Consider the following 19601-nt stretch of genomic DNA (forward strand, 5'->3'; position numbering starts at 1 on the left):
ATTTGGCCCCAACGGCAGGATCCAGAAGCCATCCCGACCACAGAGGAAGACCGGTCGTGTGAGACCGGTCTTCCTCTGTGTCGCCGAACGAGCTCTATGCCAGAGCGATCTTGTACACGTGATAGCTCGATTCCAGCGGGAACTCGTCTTCGAAACGCCCGCCGGTGATCGAGATGTTTCGATCCTCACCGACTACTTCAACGGAGCTCGCGAGCCCGTCCGGGACGGTGAAACTCTGTGTTCCCGCCTCACCGTCGGTCATCGCGAACAGATAGGCGTAGCCGTCGTGGACTTTGAGCATGGTATCGGTCCCCTCACCCGCATCCCACTTGTAGCTCTGCGTATTCAACACCGGCGCAAGCGAAGCGACGAAGTTGTTCACCTCACCCACTGCCATGACCTGTTCGTATCCACAGAACGCCGCACCCTGGAGTTGCGCCTCCCTGATCGACTGTGAGGTCTTACAGTTGCCGGCAAAAGACTGCGGGAACCACACGAGCCCGCGCGCCTCATTGATCACCGACGACATCGCTGCACCCTTGAGTTGGTCGGGAGTGATGTAACCAGTGAACGAGTCTTCGCCGCCTGCACCTGACACGACCTCCAAGAAGCTCCAAGTCTGTTGCAACCGGCCGTCCACTGCATCGCGCTGTCGTAGTGAATCGACCATTCGACCATAACTCGAAGCCGTCCGACACGTGTCCTTGGGAATCGGGTTCACGTAGATGTCGCCGCGGTATTCCGGCCAGTCACAGAACGGGATCGTATAGAAGTACATGTCCAGGCTCACGACGTCCGAATAGTTGTTGACGTACTTCTCCTGATCGGAAACCGGCAAGTCGGCCCCCACCACCAGTTGGGTGTAGTTGCCATACAGGAATTGCCCCTTACCCCCGTATTCGTCGACGACACCTTGCAAGAGAGCCTGACCTTCTGCCGGGTCTTCATATCGTCCGTCGATCTCGTCGTCTGTCACGATACCGGGCCAATTCTTGGATTTTCGATCGAACCCGCTGTTCACCTGTCCGCCAACCCAATACATGTCGGTGGCCTCAAGCGTCGAGAAGTCGGACTTCTCCCACAGTCCCCCGGTGTAGAAGTTGAATCCAAGGTCTTTGTCCCACTGGACCTGCGCCCTGTCGTCAAATGATCCGTGCCAGATTCCGACCGGAAAGAAATCAGGGTTCGTCCAATCCGATGCGTTCTCGAACTGCTCGTAATAGGCTGGGCCCCCTTCCCACGGAACACGCTCCAAACTCCCTATCCCTTCGGTCTTTTCATCACTGCTGCCCGCGCCGGCAGCATCGCAGGCACCCACACCGACAACTGTCAGGGCTGCAATGATCAGAAGTTGGGTGATGCGAAGGTGAAAAGAAACCATGGTGAGTGCCAATCATGAAGATCTGGAGGAACGCCGCAATTCGACGCATGTGTACTTTGCAATTCGAGCTGCATCAAACGGGGGTCACCTGCCGACTGCTGTCGTCACGCTCCCAGGATGTGCTTGTCGTACGTGAGGTCCCGCTTCGGGCAACCAGGGTGAGACAGACGTAAGTTCCTGCATCCCAGGCCGATACCGGCCCCCTGATGGAACCGGATAGCTCACCCAAGGTGCGGCCTGCCCCACGAGCCGCTTCGACCTCGGCCTTACCCCGGTAAACCCGCTTCAGCATGTGCAGCAAACTTCGGCGGTCGCGCGGAACGACAACGGCGGTCGGTGCTGTGTCGACGACAGTCTTCTCGTGCGCCGCAAACTGGGCGTCCACCCATAGATCGTCGCCGGTCAAAACCGGGAACGAACCGATGCGGCGATGCCCGGCCTCACTGAGCCCGTAGGCACCCGCACCCCACAATGCCGTGCGGAACCAGGCGATCCGAGATCGGGCTCGATAGTACGAACGCACAACTCCATCTGCACCGTCGACATCAAATCTCGAAGACGGTCGAGCTGCCAGCACAGAACCTGACCGGAGCACGTCAAAGACCTGTGCCACAGCCGATACGGTGATTTGCGTGTCCGCATCCAGGTAAAGGCGGGGCCACAAGGTCGCTGTTGCATCCCCCAGGTTCAGCGCAGTGGTCTTCGACGCCTCGGCCGTCTGCACCACCGTGACTCCCTCGTAGGCACCAGCGACTTCCGCGGTATCGTCGGTGCACCCGTTACACACGACGATGAGCTCGATTGAGCCGGCGACAGCAGCTGCTGCCAGTGGCTCGAGAGTTCGCGCGATGACGGCAGCCTCGTTGTGTGCGGGCACGATCACCGCGCCCAGACCAGCCCCTTCGGTCCGAATCGGGAGTGGCGCTGCGCTCGGCAACTCGGTCCACCGGGCACTGTTACAGAGAACTCGCAGCGTTGTTCGGTGGCCACTATCGTACGACCGCAACAATTCGCCAAGGATGACCGCCGCCCGGATCGATCCGGAGTGCGACCTGCCGTGGTGGTTACGGAAATAACGAACTCGGTTGACCGCCATCAGTGTTGACAATGCAGAAGAACTACCCGACCCCGCGCCGCGGTGTGCCACCACTGCAGCCGGCTCGAACCAGACCACATACCCGGCCTCTCGAACCCGCCGAAGGAAGTCGACCTCTTCGGAGTAGAGGAAGTATCGCTCGTCCCAGTCCCCCACGACCCGATCAAGGTCGGCACGAATCAACAGCGCCGCCCCTGTCGCCCACTCGGCCTGGTGCGGGTACTCGTACTCCGCAGGATCCCACACCGTCTCTGACATCCACGCAGGTCGACGGGCGAGGTGACGTCCGAATACGGCGTCTCCCAATGCGTTCCGAACAGTCGGCTCGGCACGCAACGACGGGTAGGTCTCGCCGTCTTCATCGACGATTCGCGGGATGATCACACCCGCATGGCTGTCGTCGAGTGCATCGAGCATCACCGCGACCGCACCCGGCTGTACCCGCAGATCTGGGTTCAGGACGAGAATCGCATGACAATCACCGACGTGTCTGCGCGCGACATTGATGCCACCTGCGTATCCGATGTTGGCACCGGCAGAAATCAAGATCACGTCGCCGTGTGTTGACACGAGTTCCACAGTGCGGTCGGATGAATCGTTGTCGACCACGACCACTCGGATCGAGTTCTTCCGAGCTTCGCACCGAAGGTCGGCGAGTAACCCGCCAATGTCGTCGGCGCTGTTGTAGGTCACCACAACCACTGCGACGTCTGCAGGTCCTTCGGCACCGATAAATTCACCGACATCAGTCATGATGCAGAATCCCCGGTTGGTTCGAGCACATCCCCGTTGTGTCTATAGGTGCGTCCGCAGTCACCGCAGGTCAGATCATCAGGCAGGCGTTGCCCACACATGCACGCCCATCCGATTCGCCTGCCCGGATTCCCGACTATAAATCCATGCGCCGGTACATCTGCGACAACAACAGCGCCGGCCCCGACAAAGGCGTGCTCACCAATTGTTGTTCCGCACACCACGACAACACCCGCGCCCAACGTCGCTCCGCGCCGTACCCGGGTTGACTCCAATGCTTCGTCGCCACGTTTGATGTGAGCGCGTGGACGCAGATCATTGGTGAAAACCACTGCAGGCCCGAGGAAGACATCGTCCTCGATGGTCACGCCGGCAAAGATGAGGACTCGGTTCTTGACGGTCACACGATCTCCCACGACCGCACCGGACTCGATGTAGGCGTGGTCGCAGACATTGCAGTCACGGCCGACCCGCGCCTCGCTCAGAATGTGCGCGAATGCCCAGACCCTCGTCCCCGCACCAACATCGCTACTTTCACACAGCGCCTGAGGGTGGATCTGTACGCGTCTGTCACTGACGACTGTCATATCGATCGCCTTCATAAGTGTTCACACCGCGCTTTCGCAGTGTGGTCGGGGCGTGCGCTAGCGACCCGGGGCTTGTTCGGCCGGGACGGAGGTGTGCGGCTAACTGATGCCGGGCGCAAGCGGAAACCGCGGTGAACCAACAGGGCAGCACCCACACGACATACGTCGACAAACCTCGCAAATCGGCCGACCTTGGTGTTCAGGGCGTCAAGGTACTCCTGGAGTTGCCGCTGAACTGCTTCATCCAACCCGTAGGCCGCCACCACTTCGCGTGAATACGTGCCCCGATACTCACGAAGTCGCGCACTCTCGAGTAGCGGTTCCAGGGCCGTGAGGAGTTCGGTTTTGCCAAGGCGCGTTCCGCTACCGACGCCATACCATCCACTCCACGAGAATTCGTCGATGGTCGCATGACTCAACGGCATGAAGAAGCCGCGTTCGCCTGCGATGACAACTGGTTTCCCAAAGGCCATGCCGTGCGCCAAGGAACTGCCAGAGGCCACCACCACGTCGGCAGCCGCATATGCAACTCGGCGATCGAGCAACTCCCCCGCCACGACAACCACTTCGCGTCCGGACCGCAGGTTGAACTCAGCCGCGCGTACCGAAGCCGACCCGAGTAGTGCACCTTCTCCGATCACCAGCAGTTGCACGGATATGCCTTCCGCAGCTATGTCTCCAACAGTCTCGATCACCGTCATCAGGCTGGTGATGGACCGCTCATTGTCGAGCGGTGTCACCAGCGCCACGAGCAATCCGTCACTGTCGATATGACTGCGCTCCAGGAAGTTTCCGGTGGCTGCAGGCAGTCCGGGCGCATTCTCCGCCGTGTCCACCCACGGCTCCAGGACACCCACCCGTGTGAATCCTGCGATACGCTTCTCCGCCGCCGCGCTCCTTGCTCCCATCAGGAGTGGAGCCGTGTGCGGCAAGATCGGAGACGAACCTCTCGAATGGATCGTGCCGACCACTGCCACCTCTCGGCGGCTCAGATTGGCGGCGATGAATGCTTCAGATATTGCCTCCCACTCGAAAGCGTGGACGACATCAATCGACCGCTCCCGGATGACTTTCCGTAACCGTAGAATCGATTGAAGGGTGCTCTTCTCCTGACCACAAGGCATCAGGACCAGCTCAACATCGAGCTCGCGAACCCGTTCGACCAACATCCCGGGGCAACCGATTACCGTGACCGAATGCCCGACGGCAGCCAATGCCCCTCCCAGTTCGACAGCGCTTCGCTGACTATCTCCGGAGCGGAGATTTTTGGGATAGACCAGTATTCGCATTCGATTCACCCTCGACGACGGTTCCCACGCCGGACATGCGGCGCAAAGGGCCGCCTCACCGGGTGCCGCCGACTATCAGCCCGAGACAGTCCGCAACGCACTCTTGCTGAGCGGTCGTGATGTGCGGAAACAAAGGTAGCGAGAGGATTTCGCGGGCCGCCTGCTCACTGACCGGGAACTGTCCGACTCGGTGACCCGCTCCGTACGCCCCGGTCAGATGAATCGGTGTCGGGTAGTGGATGCCCGCTCCGATCCCCGCGGCCCCGAGCCTCTCGAGTACCCGGTCACGACTGTCCACCCGCACCACGTACAGGTGCCACACATCCACGTTGCCCGGGGCCGAAGTCGGCACGCGCACGCCCTCAACTCCTGCGAGAAGCTCTCCGTAGTGGTCGGCTGCGTTGCGCCGCAGTTTATTCCAACGCTCCAGATGTCCGAGCTTTGCGCCCAAGACCAGAGCCTGGACGGCGTCAAGTCTGGAGTTCAAACCGATCACATCGTGCACGTACTTTTGCCGGCTCCCGTGGGCCGCGATGGTTCTGACGCGGTCCGCTACTGATTCGTCATTGGTCAGAACCGCACCCGCATCACCGGCTGCCCCGAGGTTTTTGCCAGGGTAAAAGCTGGTCCCGGCAGCGATCCCGGTGGTTCCGGCCGGCACCCCGTTTCGACTTGCGCCCTGCGATTGCGCCGCATCCTCGATGATCGCCACATCGTGCCTGGCCGCCATGTCAACGAGCTTTTCAACGGGCGCACTCTGTCCGAACAGATGGACCGGGATGATTGCGCGAGTGCGCGTGGTGATCGCCGCCTCAACCTGCTCCGGATCGATCAGCAGGTATTGCGGGTCGACATCGACGAGTACCGGTGTCGCACCGGTTCGGCTCACGGCCTCTGCCGTCGCGATGAACGAGTTGGTGGGCAGGATCACCTCATCACCCGAACCGACTCCAGCTGCGCGCAGCGCGATCTCGATGGCATCGGTGCCATTGCCGACTCCGACGCAATGGCGCGCACCGGAGAACGCGGCGTATGCCGACTCGAAATCTGCCACCGGTCTGCCACCGATATACCCGGCGCTCTGCAGCAGGTCCTGGAGCTGGGGCATCACCTCGGCGGCGACGTCGTCGAACTGCGACACGAGATCCACAAAGGGCACTACGGTACGAGGGGCAAGTCGCTCTATTGTCATTCCCTGCTGTCTCCATGATTGATGGGATGTGCGGGATTGCCCGCCCAGACCTCGTCGTCAGGTAGGTCGGTCAGCAACACCGAGCCCATACCCAGAACCGCACACGCCCCTACCCGGACGTTTTGTTTCACGGCGCTGTTCATACCCAGATACGCCGCTTCTCCCACCACCACAGATCCGCCGAGAGTTACTCCGGCACAGAGTGTCCCGAAGTCACCGACCTGGTTGTCGTGTGTGCAGACCACATGTGGCATCAGCACAGCGTGGCGCCCTATCGACACCGAGGCGGTGAGCACCGTGCCTGCCAGGAGGATGGCCCCTGTACCGACTGTGGAATCCGAAGGGACCCGAACATCCGGGGCGACAACGGTGGCATACCGCGCGCTGTTGATTCCCAGGCGAAACAGCCGCTCCACTATGCGCCTGCGCGACCGACCCGATCCGGTACACACCAAGAAGTCGGAATCGTCATGCTCACCGGCCGAGTCGATCCCGCCGAGCACGGACAGGCCGCCCATGTCAGTACCGTGCAGAACCGGATTGTCGTCCAGCAGACCGATCGGCTTGTACTCTGCCGAACCTTCGAGCAGCGCAATCACTTCCCTGGCAAGACCGCCTGCACCGACCAGGATCACCGATCGCATCAGGTCCCCCTGATCACATCCACGACCCGGAACAGGTCGTCAGAGGTCATCTGGTGGAACAGGGGCAAGATGAGCGTGGTGTCGGTCAACCGTTCGGTGACTGTCAGATCAGCGTGATCACGCCACGCATGCGCCGGCTGACGGTGCGCGGCCATGATTCCCCTGCGGGCCGAGATTCCCGCCGTTGCGAGTTCACCGAGTAGTTCATCACGGGAGTTGCGATGCCCGACACCGACTTCGATCCAGAACGATTGAAAGTTCGATCGCCCGCCGGCGGGGTCGGCCACGCAGCGCACACCGGCTATATCAGCGAGCGCATCTTGGTACATCCCCGCCATGACACGTCGGCGGGTCACCGTCTCGCCGAGCCGGCCCAGTTGCACGATGCCGACCGCGGCCTGCAGGTCGGTCATCCGGTAGTTGAAGCCGACCTCGAGGTACTGCTCTGCCGGAGCCAGCACGCTCTGATGACGTTGTGTTGCACTGACACTCATCGCATGCTCGCGCAGCTTCCGGGCGCGGTCGGCCCAGTCCGGCCGGTTTGTGGTCAACATGCCACCTTCACCGGTGGTGAGCAGTTTGCGCGGATGAAACGACCACACCGCGATGTCGGCGTGCACACCCACCGAGCGGTTACGCAGGCGCGAACCCGCACCACACGCCGCATCCTCGATCACCGTGATACCGCGTGGTTCACACAGCGCTTTGATGGCGGCAATGTCGGCGGGTATGCCACCCTGATCAACAGCGATCACTGCGGTGGTTGCCGGTGTCAATGCGGCTTTGATGGTCGCGGGGGTCACATTGCCGGTGATCGGATCGACGTCGGCAAACACCGGGTTGGCGCCGACGTACGTAGGCGCATTTGCAGTCGCGACAAATGAGAATGACGGCACCACCACGTCGTCGCCGGGCTGCACACCTGCCACCACCATCGACAGATGCAGGGCCGCAGTGCAACTCGATACCGCGACGGCATTGCGGGAATCGACCGCCGCAGCGAAGCGGGTCTCGAACTCCGCGACCCGGGGGCCTTGCGCAACCCATCCGGATTCGAGGACCTCGGTCACCGCCGCGATCTCTTCCTCACCGAGGTAGGGCTGCATCACGTTGAGCCTGGTCACGGCGGTCATGAGGCCACCACTCTGCCGGCCGCAATGCTCTCGCGTTGAGGTTCCCACCACCGCACCAGCGCACGTAGTCCGTCTTCAACACCGACTTCCGTACTGAACCCGAGGTCACGCCGGGCCGCGGTAACGTCGGCGAGTCGCCGTGCCACCCCGTTCACGGCCCGCTCCGGACCGTGCTCGACAGACAACGGGGAGTTCATGGCGCGCAACAGCGAATCGGCCAGCTCCAGCAGTGAGGTCTCGACACCGCTGGCGATGTTGTAGACGCCCTCATCGATATCACTGAGGGCGGCCAGGACATTCGCACGAGCGATGTCCTCGGTGTACGCAAAGTCCATCGTCTGCGATCCGTCACCGAAGATCAGCGGTGGAAGACCATCCGCGATTCTCTCCATCCAGCGGACGAGGACCTCGGTGTACAGACCATGCACGTCCATCCGCGGCCCGTACACATTGAAGTACCGCAGCGCGACGTACCTCATCCCGTACATGGCCCGAAAGCTGCGGAGCATGCCTTCGTTGAAACTCTTGGCAGCGCCGTAGAACGTGTCGTTGTTGTGGTGATGGTGGCGTTCGCCTGTCGGGAACTGCTCTGCCATTCCGTACACCGAGGCGGATGACGCCGCGATCACCTTGTCCACACCGTGTGCAGCCGCCGCTTCGAGAACCGTGAAAGTCCCGTTGACCAGCACATCAAGCGCAAGCCGCGGCTCTTCGGCGCACTGGGTGATCCGGATCGCAGCTTGGTGGAACACCAGGTCGGACCCCTTGGTCAGATCGTTCACCAGGTCACGGTCGCGGAGATCGCCTACCACCAACTCGGTGCGCGGATCATCCAGGGCTACAGACAGATTCGCTTCCCGACCGCGAACCAGGTTGTCGAGAACCACAACCCGATCCACACCTTGATCCAACAACTGGTCGACGATGGTCGAGCCGATCGTGCCGGCCCCGCCGGTCACCAGGACCGATGCGCCCTGCAATGCCGTCATGATGCGCTCCGGTAGGCAAGCGCGTTGTCGTAGTGACGCGGCGTGATCGGGCGACCACGGGCAGCCAGGCTTTCCGAGACCGCTTCGAGGACCGACAGCACCCGCAGGCCTGCCGCGCCGTCAGTCCGGGCCGTGCGCCCAGATCTGATCGCGTCGGCAAACTCTCCCACCATCGTCGCGAGTGCTTCTTTCTCGGTGAGCGCCGGAACCGTGATGTCTCCCAAGCGATACGAGACCCGCGCCGCCTGCCGTTCGTCCTCGGATCGGCCGAAGGCCAGGTCGACACCCCTGTCATGAACAGCTACGCGGCGTTGTGCGTCGAGATCATCCCACACAACGGTCCGATGACTGCCTCCGATGACCATCTGCCGAATCTTGGTGGGCGACAACCAGTTGACGTTGATGTGGGCTGTCGATCCATCGATCATGGTCAGTGAGATGTGACCGACACATGCGTTGCCGACCCGAAGCGGATCAGCTCCGGTGGCACTCACCTCAACAGGGTTGAGACCGCCAGGCAGAATGAAGTCGAGGATCGACAGGTCATGCGGCGCCAGATCCCAGAAGACATCAACATCGGGCTGTACCAGCCCCAGGTTGATTCGAGTCGAGTCGATGTACATGATGTTGCCGAGCGTGCCCGACCGCACGGCCTGAGCGATGTACTGCACCGCAGGCGTGTAGCAATAAGTGTGGTCGATCATCAGGACCCGGTCCGCTTCGCGAGCTGCCTCCACCATCAATCCCGCTTCGACCACACTGGGAGCCAGCGGCTTCTCCACCAACACATGTTTGCCGGCTTCGATCGCGGCCATCGCCAGCGATGCATGGGTCTGGGCCGGCGTCGCGATCGCGACGGCGTCGATGTCATCCCGCTCCAGGAGTCGCTCGAACGACGACTCCGCCACCACCGTCGACCGCGGACCGATCACCGCGCGAGCACGCTGTTCGTCCAGGTCACACACGGCGACAAGATCCCAATCCGGTGATGCCCGAAAGTTGCGCACCAGGTTCGGGCCCCAGTATCCGGCACCGACCACTGCCACGCCGAGTTGTTTCGTCATCGATTGCTCCTTGGTAGAACGCGCGGGGCGACCACCGAAGCAGCCGACGTGCACGCTCGACCGGGGCGGAGTCTCTCCGTCACCCGGTCGCGAACTTTGGGATCGCAACCCCGATTATGCGTCGGGTATTGCAAGAACCGCGAGCCAGATTCGAAACTGAATACGTTCAGACGATCCTTCTTATGATTAGTGCACGTAACTTTTGTAGGCAGAATGATTGAATTTCAACTTGAACACCTGGAGAAGCAGCTACCAAAGGCAATGACTCTCCATTTCAGTTCCGTTCCTGTGATGCAGATCTGAGCTTAACGTTCATTTATGGACCATCAATTGATGATCTTCTATTGAAATTCGTAATTCCCAAATCAATCCCCTTTGAGAATTTATTCAAACGAACTTTTATCCCGGTCCAGCTGTAGCCCAATTGGACTATGTGGCCCGTCGAGCAATCAAAGGTAATTTCGCCAATATTCGATTAACTGTGGCAATCAGCATCCTGCGTCCACACCGGAAATTCGAACAGCGCAAGGGGTCCGAGAGTCATGTTGAACGAAGCGCACGCCGCACCTGTCCACACCGACAGACCTACCCTTGAGCTGGTGAACGGCACTTTTGAGCGCTGGTCGGTGGCGTATGTGCGCCGGGTGCTCTGGACCGATCTCACGCTGGTACTCGGGGCGGTGGCGGGTGCGGTAATTATTCGATTCTCCGGAAATGGTGGGTTGGGAATTGACCAACGCAACCATCTTCTCATCGAGACAATCGCGTTGTCTGTTGCGTGGATCGTCGCATTGCGCATAACACAGAGTTCGGACAAGAGAATCATAGGATCCGGAGCGACGGAATACAGCAGGGTGGCCACCGCCTGCTTTATGGCTTTCGGATTCTTGGCAATTTTTGACCTCGCATTCAAGCTGGATATCGCTCGCGGTTTCGTGGCGGTCGCATTGCCATTCGGAACAATTGCGCTACTCTCCGGCCGATGGGTGTGGCGCAAGAATCTGACCCACCAGCGCGCAAACGGAACGAATCTACAGCGAATACTCATAGTGGGCGATTCCGATTCTTCGATTCCATTGATCGATCGCATCGAAGACAATCCGATCTTGGGCTACAAGGTGGTCGGCCTGGTGAACACCAGGGACGCCTCGACCCCGAAGGGCCATTTCGGCTCGGCCGCGACGCCGCTCGGACCCCGTCAACCCTCGGCCGTGGATCTTGTTGGCCTCACCACTGCCGTCAAGCAGACCGGCGCCACGACTGTCGCCGTGACATCCGCTTCCGCACTTGGCTATTCGGTGATGCGCGAGCTGTCCTGGGAGCTCGAGGCGATGGATGTCGACATGGTGGTGGCACCCGGCGTCACGGACATCGCGGGCCCCCGGATGATGGTGCGCCCGGTGGCCGGGCTGCCGATGGTGCACATCGACAAGCCGCGCTACGCCGGAGCAAACCGGTTCCTCAAAGCCGGCGTCGACCGACTCGGCGCCGGTACCCTGCTATTTCTCTTGGCCCCGGCGCTTCTCGTCTGCGCAATTGCGGTCAAATGCAGCTCACCCGGCCCAATCTTCTATCGGGCGGAACGTATCGGACTGGGCAACAAACCGTTCTTGATGTGGAAGTTCCGCAGCATGGTCGATGGTGCTGACCAGCAAAAAGCCGCATTGGTTGAAGCATCCGACGGAAACGGCGTCTTGTTCAAGATGCGTGTGGATCCCCGCGTCACTCGTGTCGGCGCCTTTCTGCGCCGGTACAGCCTCGATGAACTCCCCCAGCTGATCAATGTCCTGACCGGCGACATGAGCCTGGTCGGACCGCGACCGCCACTCCGTGAAGAGGTCGCGCAATACCGCGGCCCGGTGATCCGCAGAATGCTCGTTCGCCCCGGGATGACCGGTCTGTGGCAGATCTCGGGGCGCTCGGAGCTGTCGTGGGACGAATCCGTACGCCTCGACCTTCTCTACGTCGAGAACTGGTCGATCATGCAGGACCTCCTAATCCTTTGGCGCACATTGCATGCCGTCATCAGAAGCCAAGGCGCGTACTAACCGAACCACCCCCGACTCGACCCGATTTTCAGGAGAGCGACGATGCACTCAGAAACAACTCTGGCACCGCAGACCGTAACGATGATGGTCGGCGGAGTCCCTGTCGACCTATGCACGGAAGATCTGGTGCTCGATGCGGTGCAGAGACGTCTGAGCGGTCCGCAGAAAACCCCGCTGGCAATCGGATCGGTCAACCTCGATCACTTACATCACTTCACCTCCCCTGGTGGCCCACGCCTCGACCACCCGGATCGCCACGGTGATGACGGCGTCGACTGGGTGCTACTCGCCGACGGAGCCCCCATCGTTGCCCGCGCGACGAAGTTGACGGGGCGCCCTTGGCCTCGCCTCACGGGCGCAGACCTGCTGCCGTCGATATTGCACGAGGCCGAGCGCGCCGGGAGCCGCGTCGGCTTCTACGGGGGGTTTCCCGATCTGCACCGAAAACTGGATGAGCGGATCAGGGAGGACTTTGGCGGGCTGGGACCGGTCCGTTACTGGTCGCCTGACCGTGCCGACCTCTCGGACCCACGTAAATGCGCACGCGACGCCGAGGAGGTCCGGGATGCCGGGATCGACATACTCGTGGTCGGATTGGGCAAACCCCGTCAGGAGATGTGGATCGAACACTTCGGCACATTGACCGGATCACGCGCATTGCTGGCCTTTGGTGCAGCGGCCGACTTCCTGGCAGGAACCACTGCGAGGGCACCGGTTCAACTGCAACGCCTCGGGCTCGAATGGCTCCACCGGCTCGGGTCCGATCCTCGACGGTTGGCCCGCCGCTACCTACTCGAAGGTCCACCCGAGCTGCTCACCTTGCGCCGTGCGCAAGTGACACGAGATTTCCGCTCCGCCATTGTCGAAACCACCGTTGCCCTACCGCCTCGAGCCACGGTCCCGGTCAACGCGGTGTGAATCAAACTTTCCCGCCCCGCATAACACGCTCAGCCTGCCGCCCACGTGCACCGGGCAATCAGTAACGACCCCTGCGGTTTGGGCTGGTGACAGCTAAGATAATTCTTGGCCAGCTCAAGAACATGGGCGTGAGTTCATCCCGAACCGGCAAATAGACGTTCTGTCTGTTCAGGCAGACTTGAACCAGTAGGTCCCACCAATGGAGGCTTTCGCAATTTCTCACCGTGTGACCCATGGATGAGACGCGCGAGCTTGCCCGAATTGGAGTCGTGGAAGATTTCGCGACCACCCGGCGGGGTCTGGTGACGATCATCAATCAGGCAGCCGGATTGTCGGTGGTGGCTGATGCTCCGACGGTGGCGAAACTCATCGACCAGGGCGAACCGATCGATCTCGCTCTCCTCGACCTTCGGCTTTCCGATGATTCGAGGCCGCGCAGCAATATCGAGCAGCTGCGCAGCGTCACCGAAAATATCTTGATCTTCACGTCTGCGTCCGAGCCATTCCTGATCCGCGAAGCTCTCACCGCGGGGGTGCTCGGCATCCTGCGAAAATCAGTCGACGTAGAAGAGCTCATCAGCGCGATCCGATCGGCACTGTCCGGCGTGGTGGTTCCCACCATGGAATGGGCCACCGCCATCGACTCCGATCCCAATCTCGCTGCGGTCAACCTCAGCCCCAGACAGCGTCAGATTCTCGAGCTGTACGCCGCGGGTGAGCCTGCAACGCGGGTGGCCGCGATCACCGGCCTGTCGGCCGAGACCGTGAACTCGTACGTAGGGCGGATCAAACAAAAGTATTCCGAGGCAGGTCGGCCGGCACCCACGAAGACCGATCTGTACAAACGGGCACTGGAGGACGGATGGCTACCAATGCCGCGGCGCTTTCGCCGCTGAGATCGGTAACGCCGGAGTCGCCAACTCCGACATCGGCCGGCGATCTCACAGCCCGACAGGTCAGCCGGTTCGGGTCGATCGCGATGTGCCTTTACCCGCTGCTGCTGATCACCCCCATCAGATCTCTCTCGGAAGTCGTCCCGACGTGGTGGACCATCACCGCGTTGACGTTCATCGTCGCGCCCGCAGCAGCGATGTTCGTCTACACATTCATCCCCGACAGCCGCTGGACATATCGTGCGGCGTGGGCGGTGTCGATCTCCTACGTCGTCGTCTTCGCGTCGTTCCCCTTCGTGTGGAACGGCCTACCGACCGACGATGGGAGCGGCGCCTGGCTGACACCGATCGCCGGCGTCGCCAGTGTCGCGGCTGTGGTTGTGATGCCGCTCCCTGCGGCGACCGTCTACTTCCTGGTGTCGGTGACGGCAACCCGCCTGATCAGCGCCTCCGTGGCGGAGCGAACCAGCGCCACCGAGTTCGTCACCGACCTCGCCTGGGGGCTGTTCGTATCCGCGGTCCCATTTACCATCGCAATCATTGCCTTGCAGACCGGCAGGCTTCGCGATCGCGCCCAGGTTCGCGCAAAAGCCCGCGCGGAAGCCAACGCCGCTGAGCAGAGTCGACGACGTGAACGCGCACGATTGGATGCGATCACCCACGATCGCGTCATGTCGATCATGTGGGCCGCGTCCCGCGAGGGCACCAACGTCGAACTGCAGAGCCAGGCCCTCGCCACCCTGAAGCAACTCGATGACCTCCGAGCCGATGACGATCTACAGCGCGCCATGACTCCAACCGAGGTGATTTCCGAGGCCGAATCTGCCGCCGAGGTCGTGGACCCGGGCTCACAGGTGCACAACACCGCAGCGATCGAAGCATCGACGACCTATCCACAGGACGCCGTGCACGCGATGATGGCAGCCATGTCCGAGGCGCTGCACAACAGTGTCCGGCACGCCGGTCCTGACGCCAAGCGCTCGGTCCTGTTGACGATGGGTACGAACTCGCTGACCATCGACATCTCGGACAATGGGATCGGCTTTGACGAAAGCCTCGTCCCCTCCGATCGTTTGGGTATTGCGCTGTCGATTCGTGGGCGGCTGGAACAGATCTCGGGCGGATCGGCGACAATCAGCTCGAAGCCCGGCGACGGTACCCACGTGGTATTGACCTGGCGGCGACCGACATGACCACCCGAATCTTCGTCGGCCTGGCGTTTCTCAGTTTTGTCGCGGTCACGGCCTTTGTTGCCTTCGGCAGCCTGCCCGCCGACGGCGCTGTGTGGCCGGTCATCGTGACACTGGGGTTCCTCTGCATCTGTGCAGGCGCAATCACCTTCGGGCACAAGGACCCACTTGAGCTCCGGTTCACGGCCATCGCTTGCCTGGCACTGCCGGCCGCCGTGCTCACATTCCTGATCGCGGAACCTCAGGTCATCGAAAGCAGCCGTCCACCTTGGCTTTTGAGCTCTGTCGCCATACTGTGCGTCATACTCTGCCTTCGTGGACGAATCCTGCTCTCCTGGTCCAGCTTTGCAGGCTGCTACGTCCTCATCATCGCGTGGTCCGCAATATTTTCCGAGGGACGCCCGGACATTGTTCTGATGATGCTGCTACCGGTCCGACTGTTCGTCGGAACAGCATTCGCATTGGTCCTGCGACATTCGATTCTCGCCATCGAGGCAATGAACCGCGCAGAGTCCGAGGAAGCGGCCCGAGCAGCTGCTGCCGGCGCCGCCCGTGAAGAACGCATGTCCCGGCTCTCCGACCTCGAAACGATGGTCCGACCGATGCTCACGCGAATCGCCGAGGGACAGCAGCTTTCCGACGCAGACAAGAGAACCTGCGCGCTGCTCGAGGGTCAGCTCCGCGATCAGATACAGGCGGCAGAGCTGACGAACGCTGCGGTCGCCGGCAATGTGCGTGCCGCCCGGCGCCGAGGCGTCGACGTTGTGATGATCGATGACGGCGGGCTCACCTACACATCGCCCGCGGTCCACCAGCGGGTCACGCAGCATGTGAATGCGGTGCTCCACACCTCCGATGGTGGGCACCTACGAATCCGTGTCCTACCTCCTGGAAGATCGAATTTGATTTCGATCTATCGCAGCGACGAAAAGTCTGGCACGATGAGGATTGATCTTGACGTGCATGGAGATCCGGCCTCCGACCTTGCTAGCTAGCAACGGTAACGATGAGGCATTTTTGGTGTAACCAAAAGATGTGGCTACCCGAACGTCGCCAATCATAAGAAGATCATCCTGGGCCGGGAAGCCAATCACCAGGAGATATTTCGATGACTTTGTCACTTGCCCCTCTCAGCATCAGAGGGTTTGCCATGCCACGTCTCACCGCACGCGAGATCGAAGTGCTGCGCTGCTGGGTAAAGCATGACTCGAAGTCCAGCGCTGCCAGCGAATTGTTCATCACTGCGGCGACCGTCAACACTCACGTCAACCGGATCCGAGGTAAATACGCGGCCAGCGGCCGACCCGCGCACACCAAGGCAGCACTGTTGGCGCGCGCTCTCCAAGACGGCTACGTCACGCTCGACGAGTTCTGACACATCCCGGAGTCCATGACAGCGCGGTGCCTGAGTAGGGCTACGAATCGGCACCCGTAATCGGGGTAGTCCGCTACCCCACCCTCGCCTTCCAAATCGGATGACGATGCATGGGTGGCAACCAACGCGCCTGATCTCGACACCGCCATGAGTGATCTGCCGGTGGTGTATTCGATCGCGCTGCGCTTGCGAGCCGCCGGAATCCCGGCCACAACAGTCGCCGACTGCCTTGACGTCGACATCACTGCGTTACCGATGCTCTACGACGTCGCCGAGGCAAAGCTGGCTCACCTACGCCAGCGGCACGGGTGAGCAGATAAAGCAGAACTTTCAGACATCGTGAATTGTGATCGAGGGGGTCGATCATGTTCGTCGAGTGGCCGATCGCGGGACGCCGAGAAGAAGTAGAACTCGCCACGGCCTCAATCACTCGTCGCGGTGGGGGCAACGGCATCGTCATCGGTGGTGCGGCCGGTGTCGGCAAAACCCGACTGTGCACCGAGGCCGTCGCGGCGGCGAGCCGCCTGGGCCACCGGTGTTACCGGGTGTCCGCGACGTTGTCGTCCCGAGATGTACCACTTGCCGTTTTTGCCGACCTCGACCTCGATATCGACGTGGACGCGCAACCACTTCGGCAGATTCGAAGCCTTCTCAACCATTTGACGTCATCGGACGACAAGTCCCCGATCGTGGCGGTTGATGACGCGCATCTCCTCGACAATCAATCCGCATTCGTGATTCACGAGCTGACGGTACGCAAACTCGCCAATGTGTTGGCGTCGATACGCACCGGTGAACCCGCACCCGATGCCATCGCAGCTCTGTGGAAAGACCGGCACCTGCCGCGCCTCGAACTGCAGCCGCTGTCCCGCACAGAGACGCGCCAGTTACTCGAGCGAGCATTCGGCGGACCGATCGAATCAACAAGCCTCAAACGGTTGCACACGCTGTGCGACGGGAACGTCCTGTTGCTGCGCCAACTCGTCGACGAAGAGTACGCAGCAGGCCGTTTCACCAACACCTCCGGCTTGTGGTTCTGGTCCGGCAACCTGACCATCTCTCCGACATTGGCGGAAATCATCCGGGCCAACATGACCAATCTCCCATCCGCGGTGTCGGATCTGGTCGACCTGCTGGCCGTCAGCGAACCACTGACGACGGCCGAACTGGCCTCACTGGTCGACGCGCCCACGCTGGAACTCGCCGAATCGTTGGGTGCCATCAACACGCGCGTCTCACCCACGGGAACGATCAGCGTCCGACTCGGCCACCCTTTGCTGGGAGAGGTCCGCCGGGCTGAACTCGGTCTGCTTCGGCGCCGCCGCCTGGCCACAGACATCGCGAACACGCTCTCCGACGGTGAGCGTGGTGAGCCGTCCGCCGTGCTTCGGCGCGCAGTGCTTCTGATCGAATCCGATCTTCGTCCCGATCCCCCACTTCTCGCCCGGGCATCACAGATCGCGCTGTTGTCGCTCGATGTCGACCTTGCGACACGATTCGCCACATCCGCGCTGGCCCTGGATATCTCACCAGAAGAGGCGTATTTTCACCTGCTGACATTGGTGGTGGCGGGCCAGGGGCAGAGGGCCGAGCAGGCTTTCATCGAATATGCCGTTGAGCCAGGTAATCCGGCCTTCGCCCGGTGGAACATCTTGCGGGCCGCAAACCTCGTGTGGATGCTCGCACGTCCCGCCGAGGCGTCAGAACTGCTCGATAGGGTCGATGCGGGATCACTCACCCAGGCGGTGCGATCGGAACTCTACGCAGTCCGGGCCTGCATACTCTCTGTGCAGGCAGCGCCCAGGGACGCTATCAGGGAGGCCGAGGCGTCATTTTCCGGGACCGGGACGGGTGACTTCTTCTCGATGATGGCAACAGCCGCCATGGTGATGTCCACCGGAGCCATCGGAAAATGCGATGCTGCAACCGAATACGCAAACCAAGGCTTCGCCAGAGCAGAGGTCTCGTGGCAGACCGCGCAATTGCAGTTCTGGCTCGCAGCCATCCATGCCCGGGTCTGCCGAATCGCCGGCCGTATCGACCGATGCCTCGATGAGGCCACCCGGTTCACCGAGATCGCACGTGACGTCGGGGGTACCACCCACATCCAGGCCACGTTTCTACGAGGGCATGCGGCTCTGGCGGCCGGGCGGGTGCAGACTGCGATCACCGAACTGTTGGATAGCCGGGTGGGAATCGAGAACGACACCTCGAACCCGCACGGCCTGAGTCCGGCCTGCCTCATCTGGCTTGCGGAAGCGAAGGCCGTCAGTGGTGAAATATCCGGTGCCCGAACAACTCTGCAATTGCTGTCGGACGTCTGGCCTTCCGAGTACACCTTCATGGAAACCGGGTTGGCACTGGCCAAGGCCTGGACCCACGCTGTCGAGGGTGCCGTCAGCCACGCGATTAAACTGGCGATCGCGGCCGCCGATGACGCACGGCGCCGCGGCCAAACCGGCTATGAGGTCATGGCACTGCAAACCGCCACCCAATTCGGTTGTCTCACAGTGGCAGACCGGCTCGGCGACCTGACTTCTCGAGTCGATGGACCCCGCGCACTCATCGCCGCACGCCACGCGGCCGCGCTGGCAACCGACGACGCCGCAGGCGTGCTCACCGCCGCCGGATACTACGAGAGAATGGGCGACCGGTTGGCGGCCGCGGACACCGCGGCTCAGGCAGGACGGATCTTCAGCAGCAGGCAACTACGTGGATCGGCACTCCTGGCGTCCGAGATGTCGCGGCGTCTGGCCATCGAATGCGGACGCACCGCAACTCCGGCCCAACTCCAGGCAACGGTGGCCGTACCTTTCACAGCGCGGCAACGCGAGATCATCACGTTGGCTGCAGCCGGCCTGTCAAACAGCGCGATCGCCACCCGTTTGAGCGTCTCTGTGCGATCCGTCGAGGGCCACCTGTATCGCGCCGCACAACGCGCGGGGGTCAACAGCCGAGAAGAACTGTCACAGATCCTCACCGGTGCCCGATTGAGGTAGTCGACTACTCGCGACGCTCCGGCCAGACCGTTGAATAGTCGGTTGCAGAA

General features: G+C 61.5%; 17 protein-coding genes. 8 read left to right on the forward strand and 9 right to left on the reverse strand.

Annotated features, from left to right (window positions below; all coding sequences use genetic code 11):
* Nucleotides 1-94: 94 nt before the first annotated feature.
* The 9 genes from AC1TQG_RS04305 to AC1TQG_RS04345 all read right to left on the reverse strand — a co-directional run bounded on the left by AC1TQG_RS04305 (nucleotide 95) and on the right by AC1TQG_RS04345 (nucleotide 10128).
* Complete coding sequence (locus AC1TQG_RS04305) at nucleotides 95-1381, reverse strand: hypothetical protein (protein WP_482135694.1); 1287 nt, start codon at nucleotides 1379-1381, stop codon at nucleotides 95-97.
* Nucleotides 1382-1454: 73 nt separating this feature from the next.
* A complete protein-coding gene (locus AC1TQG_RS04310; RefSeq protein ID WP_482135695.1) occupies nucleotides 1455-3230 on the reverse strand; it encodes a glycosyltransferase family 2 protein in 1776 nt (591 codons plus the stop codon).
* Nucleotides 3227-3634, reverse strand: coding sequence for an acyltransferase (locus AC1TQG_RS04315; RefSeq protein WP_482135696.1), 408 nt, complete (start codon nucleotides 3632-3634; stop codon nucleotides 3227-3229). The genes AC1TQG_RS04310 and AC1TQG_RS04315 overlap by 4 nt, the downstream gene beginning before the upstream one ends.
* Nucleotides 3635-3828: 194 nt before the next feature.
* Nucleotides 3829-5106 (reverse strand): glycosyltransferase, encoded by a 1278-nt coding sequence (locus AC1TQG_RS04320; protein WP_482135697.1) that lies wholly within the window; start codon nucleotides 5104-5106, stop codon nucleotides 3829-3831.
* 55 nt (nucleotides 5107-5161) lie between these two features.
* Nucleotides 5162-6256: a DegT/DnrJ/EryC1/StrS family aminotransferase gene (locus AC1TQG_RS04325; protein WP_482135698.1), complete on the reverse strand. Its 1095-nt coding sequence runs from the start codon at nucleotides 6254-6256 to the stop codon at nucleotides 5162-5164.
* A 38-nt stretch (nucleotides 6257-6294) separates the two neighbouring features.
* Complete coding sequence (locus AC1TQG_RS04330) at nucleotides 6295-6942, reverse strand: NeuD/PglB/VioB family sugar acetyltransferase (protein WP_482135699.1); 648 nt, start codon at nucleotides 6940-6942, stop codon at nucleotides 6295-6297.
* Nucleotides 6942-8075: a DegT/DnrJ/EryC1/StrS family aminotransferase gene (locus tag AC1TQG_RS04335; protein WP_482135700.1), complete on the reverse strand. Its 1134-nt coding sequence runs from the start codon at nucleotides 8073-8075 to the stop codon at nucleotides 6942-6944. The genes AC1TQG_RS04330 and AC1TQG_RS04335 overlap by 1 nt, the downstream gene beginning before the upstream one ends.
* Nucleotides 8072-9064: an NAD-dependent epimerase/dehydratase family protein gene (locus AC1TQG_RS04340; protein ID WP_482135701.1), complete on the reverse strand. Its 993-nt coding sequence runs from the start codon at nucleotides 9062-9064 to the stop codon at nucleotides 8072-8074. Before AC1TQG_RS04340 ends, AC1TQG_RS04335 begins: the two co-directional genes overlap by 4 nt.
* A complete protein-coding gene (locus AC1TQG_RS04345) occupies nucleotides 9061-10128 on the reverse strand; it encodes a Gfo/Idh/MocA family protein (RefSeq protein ID WP_482135702.1) in 1068 nt (355 codons plus the stop codon). Before AC1TQG_RS04345 ends, AC1TQG_RS04340 begins: the two co-directional genes overlap by 4 nt.
* A 599-nt stretch (nucleotides 10129-10727) precedes the next feature.
* On the opposite strand from AC1TQG_RS04345, the gene AC1TQG_RS04350 reads away from it, so the two are divergent.
* From AC1TQG_RS04350 to AC1TQG_RS04385, 8 genes are all read left to right on the forward strand, one after another.
* The gene (locus AC1TQG_RS04350) at nucleotides 10728-12176 is read left to right on the forward strand and encodes a sugar transferase (RefSeq protein WP_482135703.1); all 1449 of its coding nucleotides are present in this window, start codon (nucleotides 10728-10730) and stop codon (nucleotides 12174-12176) included.
* Nucleotides 12177-12218: 42 nt separating this feature from the next.
* A complete protein-coding gene (locus tag AC1TQG_RS04355; protein ID WP_482135704.1) occupies nucleotides 12219-13094 on the forward strand; it encodes a WecB/TagA/CpsF family glycosyltransferase in 876 nt (291 codons plus the stop codon).
* 233 nt (nucleotides 13095-13327) lie between these two features.
* Nucleotides 13328-13990: a response regulator transcription factor gene (locus AC1TQG_RS04360; RefSeq protein ID WP_482135705.1), complete on the forward strand. Its 663-nt coding sequence runs from the start codon at nucleotides 13328-13330 to the stop codon at nucleotides 13988-13990.
* Nucleotides 13957-15180 carry a sensor histidine kinase gene (locus AC1TQG_RS04365; protein WP_482135706.1) on the forward strand — a complete coding sequence of 408 codons (1224 nt, stop codon included), beginning with the start codon at nucleotides 13957-13959 and terminating at the stop codon, nucleotides 15178-15180. Before AC1TQG_RS04360 ends, AC1TQG_RS04365 begins: the two co-directional genes overlap by 34 nt.
* The gene (locus AC1TQG_RS04370) at nucleotides 15177-16172 is read left to right on the forward strand and encodes a hypothetical protein (RefSeq protein WP_482135707.1); all 996 of its coding nucleotides are present in this window, start codon (nucleotides 15177-15179) and stop codon (nucleotides 16170-16172) included. The genes AC1TQG_RS04365 and AC1TQG_RS04370 overlap by 4 nt, the downstream gene beginning before the upstream one ends.
* Nucleotides 16173-16327: 155 nt before the next feature.
* Nucleotides 16328-16552, forward strand: coding sequence for a response regulator transcription factor (locus AC1TQG_RS04375; protein ID WP_482135708.1), 225 nt, complete (start codon nucleotides 16328-16330; stop codon nucleotides 16550-16552).
* 114 nt (nucleotides 16553-16666) lie between these two features.
* Entirely contained in the window at nucleotides 16667-16864 is a 198-nt protein-coding gene (locus AC1TQG_RS04380) for a hypothetical protein (protein WP_482135709.1), read from the forward strand.
* 53 nt (nucleotides 16865-16917) lie between these two features.
* Nucleotides 16918-19551, forward strand: coding sequence for a helix-turn-helix transcriptional regulator (locus tag AC1TQG_RS04385; RefSeq protein ID WP_482135710.1), 2634 nt, complete (start codon nucleotides 16918-16920; stop codon nucleotides 19549-19551).
* Nucleotides 19552-19601: the final 50 nt, after the last annotated feature.

This window comes from Williamsia sp. Y844 (assembly GCF_056786475.1).

Bases quoted from the DNA above. Each gene is read 5' to 3' on its own strand.
- AC1TQG_RS04305 (WP_482135694.1), bottom strand. From the start codon at position 1,381: ATGGTTTCTTTTCACCTTCGCATCACCCAACTTCTGATCATTGCAGCC.
- AC1TQG_RS04310 (WP_482135695.1), bottom strand. From the start codon at position 3,230: ATGACTGATGTCGGTGAATTTATCGGTGCCGAAGGACCTGCAGACGTC.
- AC1TQG_RS04320 (WP_482135697.1), bottom strand. From the start codon at position 5,106: ATGCGAATACTGGTCTATCCCAAAAATCTCCGCTCCGGAGATAGTCAG.
- AC1TQG_RS04330 (WP_482135699.1), bottom strand. From the start codon at position 6,942: ATGCGATCGGTGATCCTGGTCGGTGCAGGCGGTCTTGCCAGGGAAGTG.
- AC1TQG_RS04335 (WP_482135700.1), bottom strand. From the start codon at position 8,075: ATGACCGCCGTGACCAGGCTCAACGTGATGCAGCCCTACCTCGGTGAG.
- AC1TQG_RS04340 (WP_482135701.1), bottom strand. From the start codon at position 9,064: ATGACGGCATTGCAGGGCGCATCGGTCCTGGTGACCGGCGGGGCCGGC.
- AC1TQG_RS04345 (WP_482135702.1), bottom strand. From the start codon at position 10,128: ATGACGAAACAACTCGGCGTGGCAGTGGTCGGTGCCGGATACTGGGGC.
- AC1TQG_RS04355 (WP_482135704.1), top strand. From the start codon at position 12,219: ATGCACTCAGAAACAACTCTGGCACCGCAGACCGTAACGATGATGGTC.
- AC1TQG_RS04360 (WP_482135705.1), top strand. From the start codon at position 13,328: ATGGATGAGACGCGCGAGCTTGCCCGAATTGGAGTCGTGGAAGATTTC.
- AC1TQG_RS04365 (WP_482135706.1), top strand. From the start codon at position 13,957: ATGGCTACCAATGCCGCGGCGCTTTCGCCGCTGAGATCGGTAACGCCG.
- AC1TQG_RS04370 (WP_482135707.1), top strand. From the start codon at position 15,177: ATGACCACCCGAATCTTCGTCGGCCTGGCGTTTCTCAGTTTTGTCGCG.
- AC1TQG_RS04375 (WP_482135708.1), top strand. From the start codon at position 16,328: ATGCCACGTCTCACCGCACGCGAGATCGAAGTGCTGCGCTGCTGGGTA.
- AC1TQG_RS04385 (WP_482135710.1), top strand. From the start codon at position 16,918: ATGTTCGTCGAGTGGCCGATCGCGGGACGCCGAGAAGAAGTAGAACTC.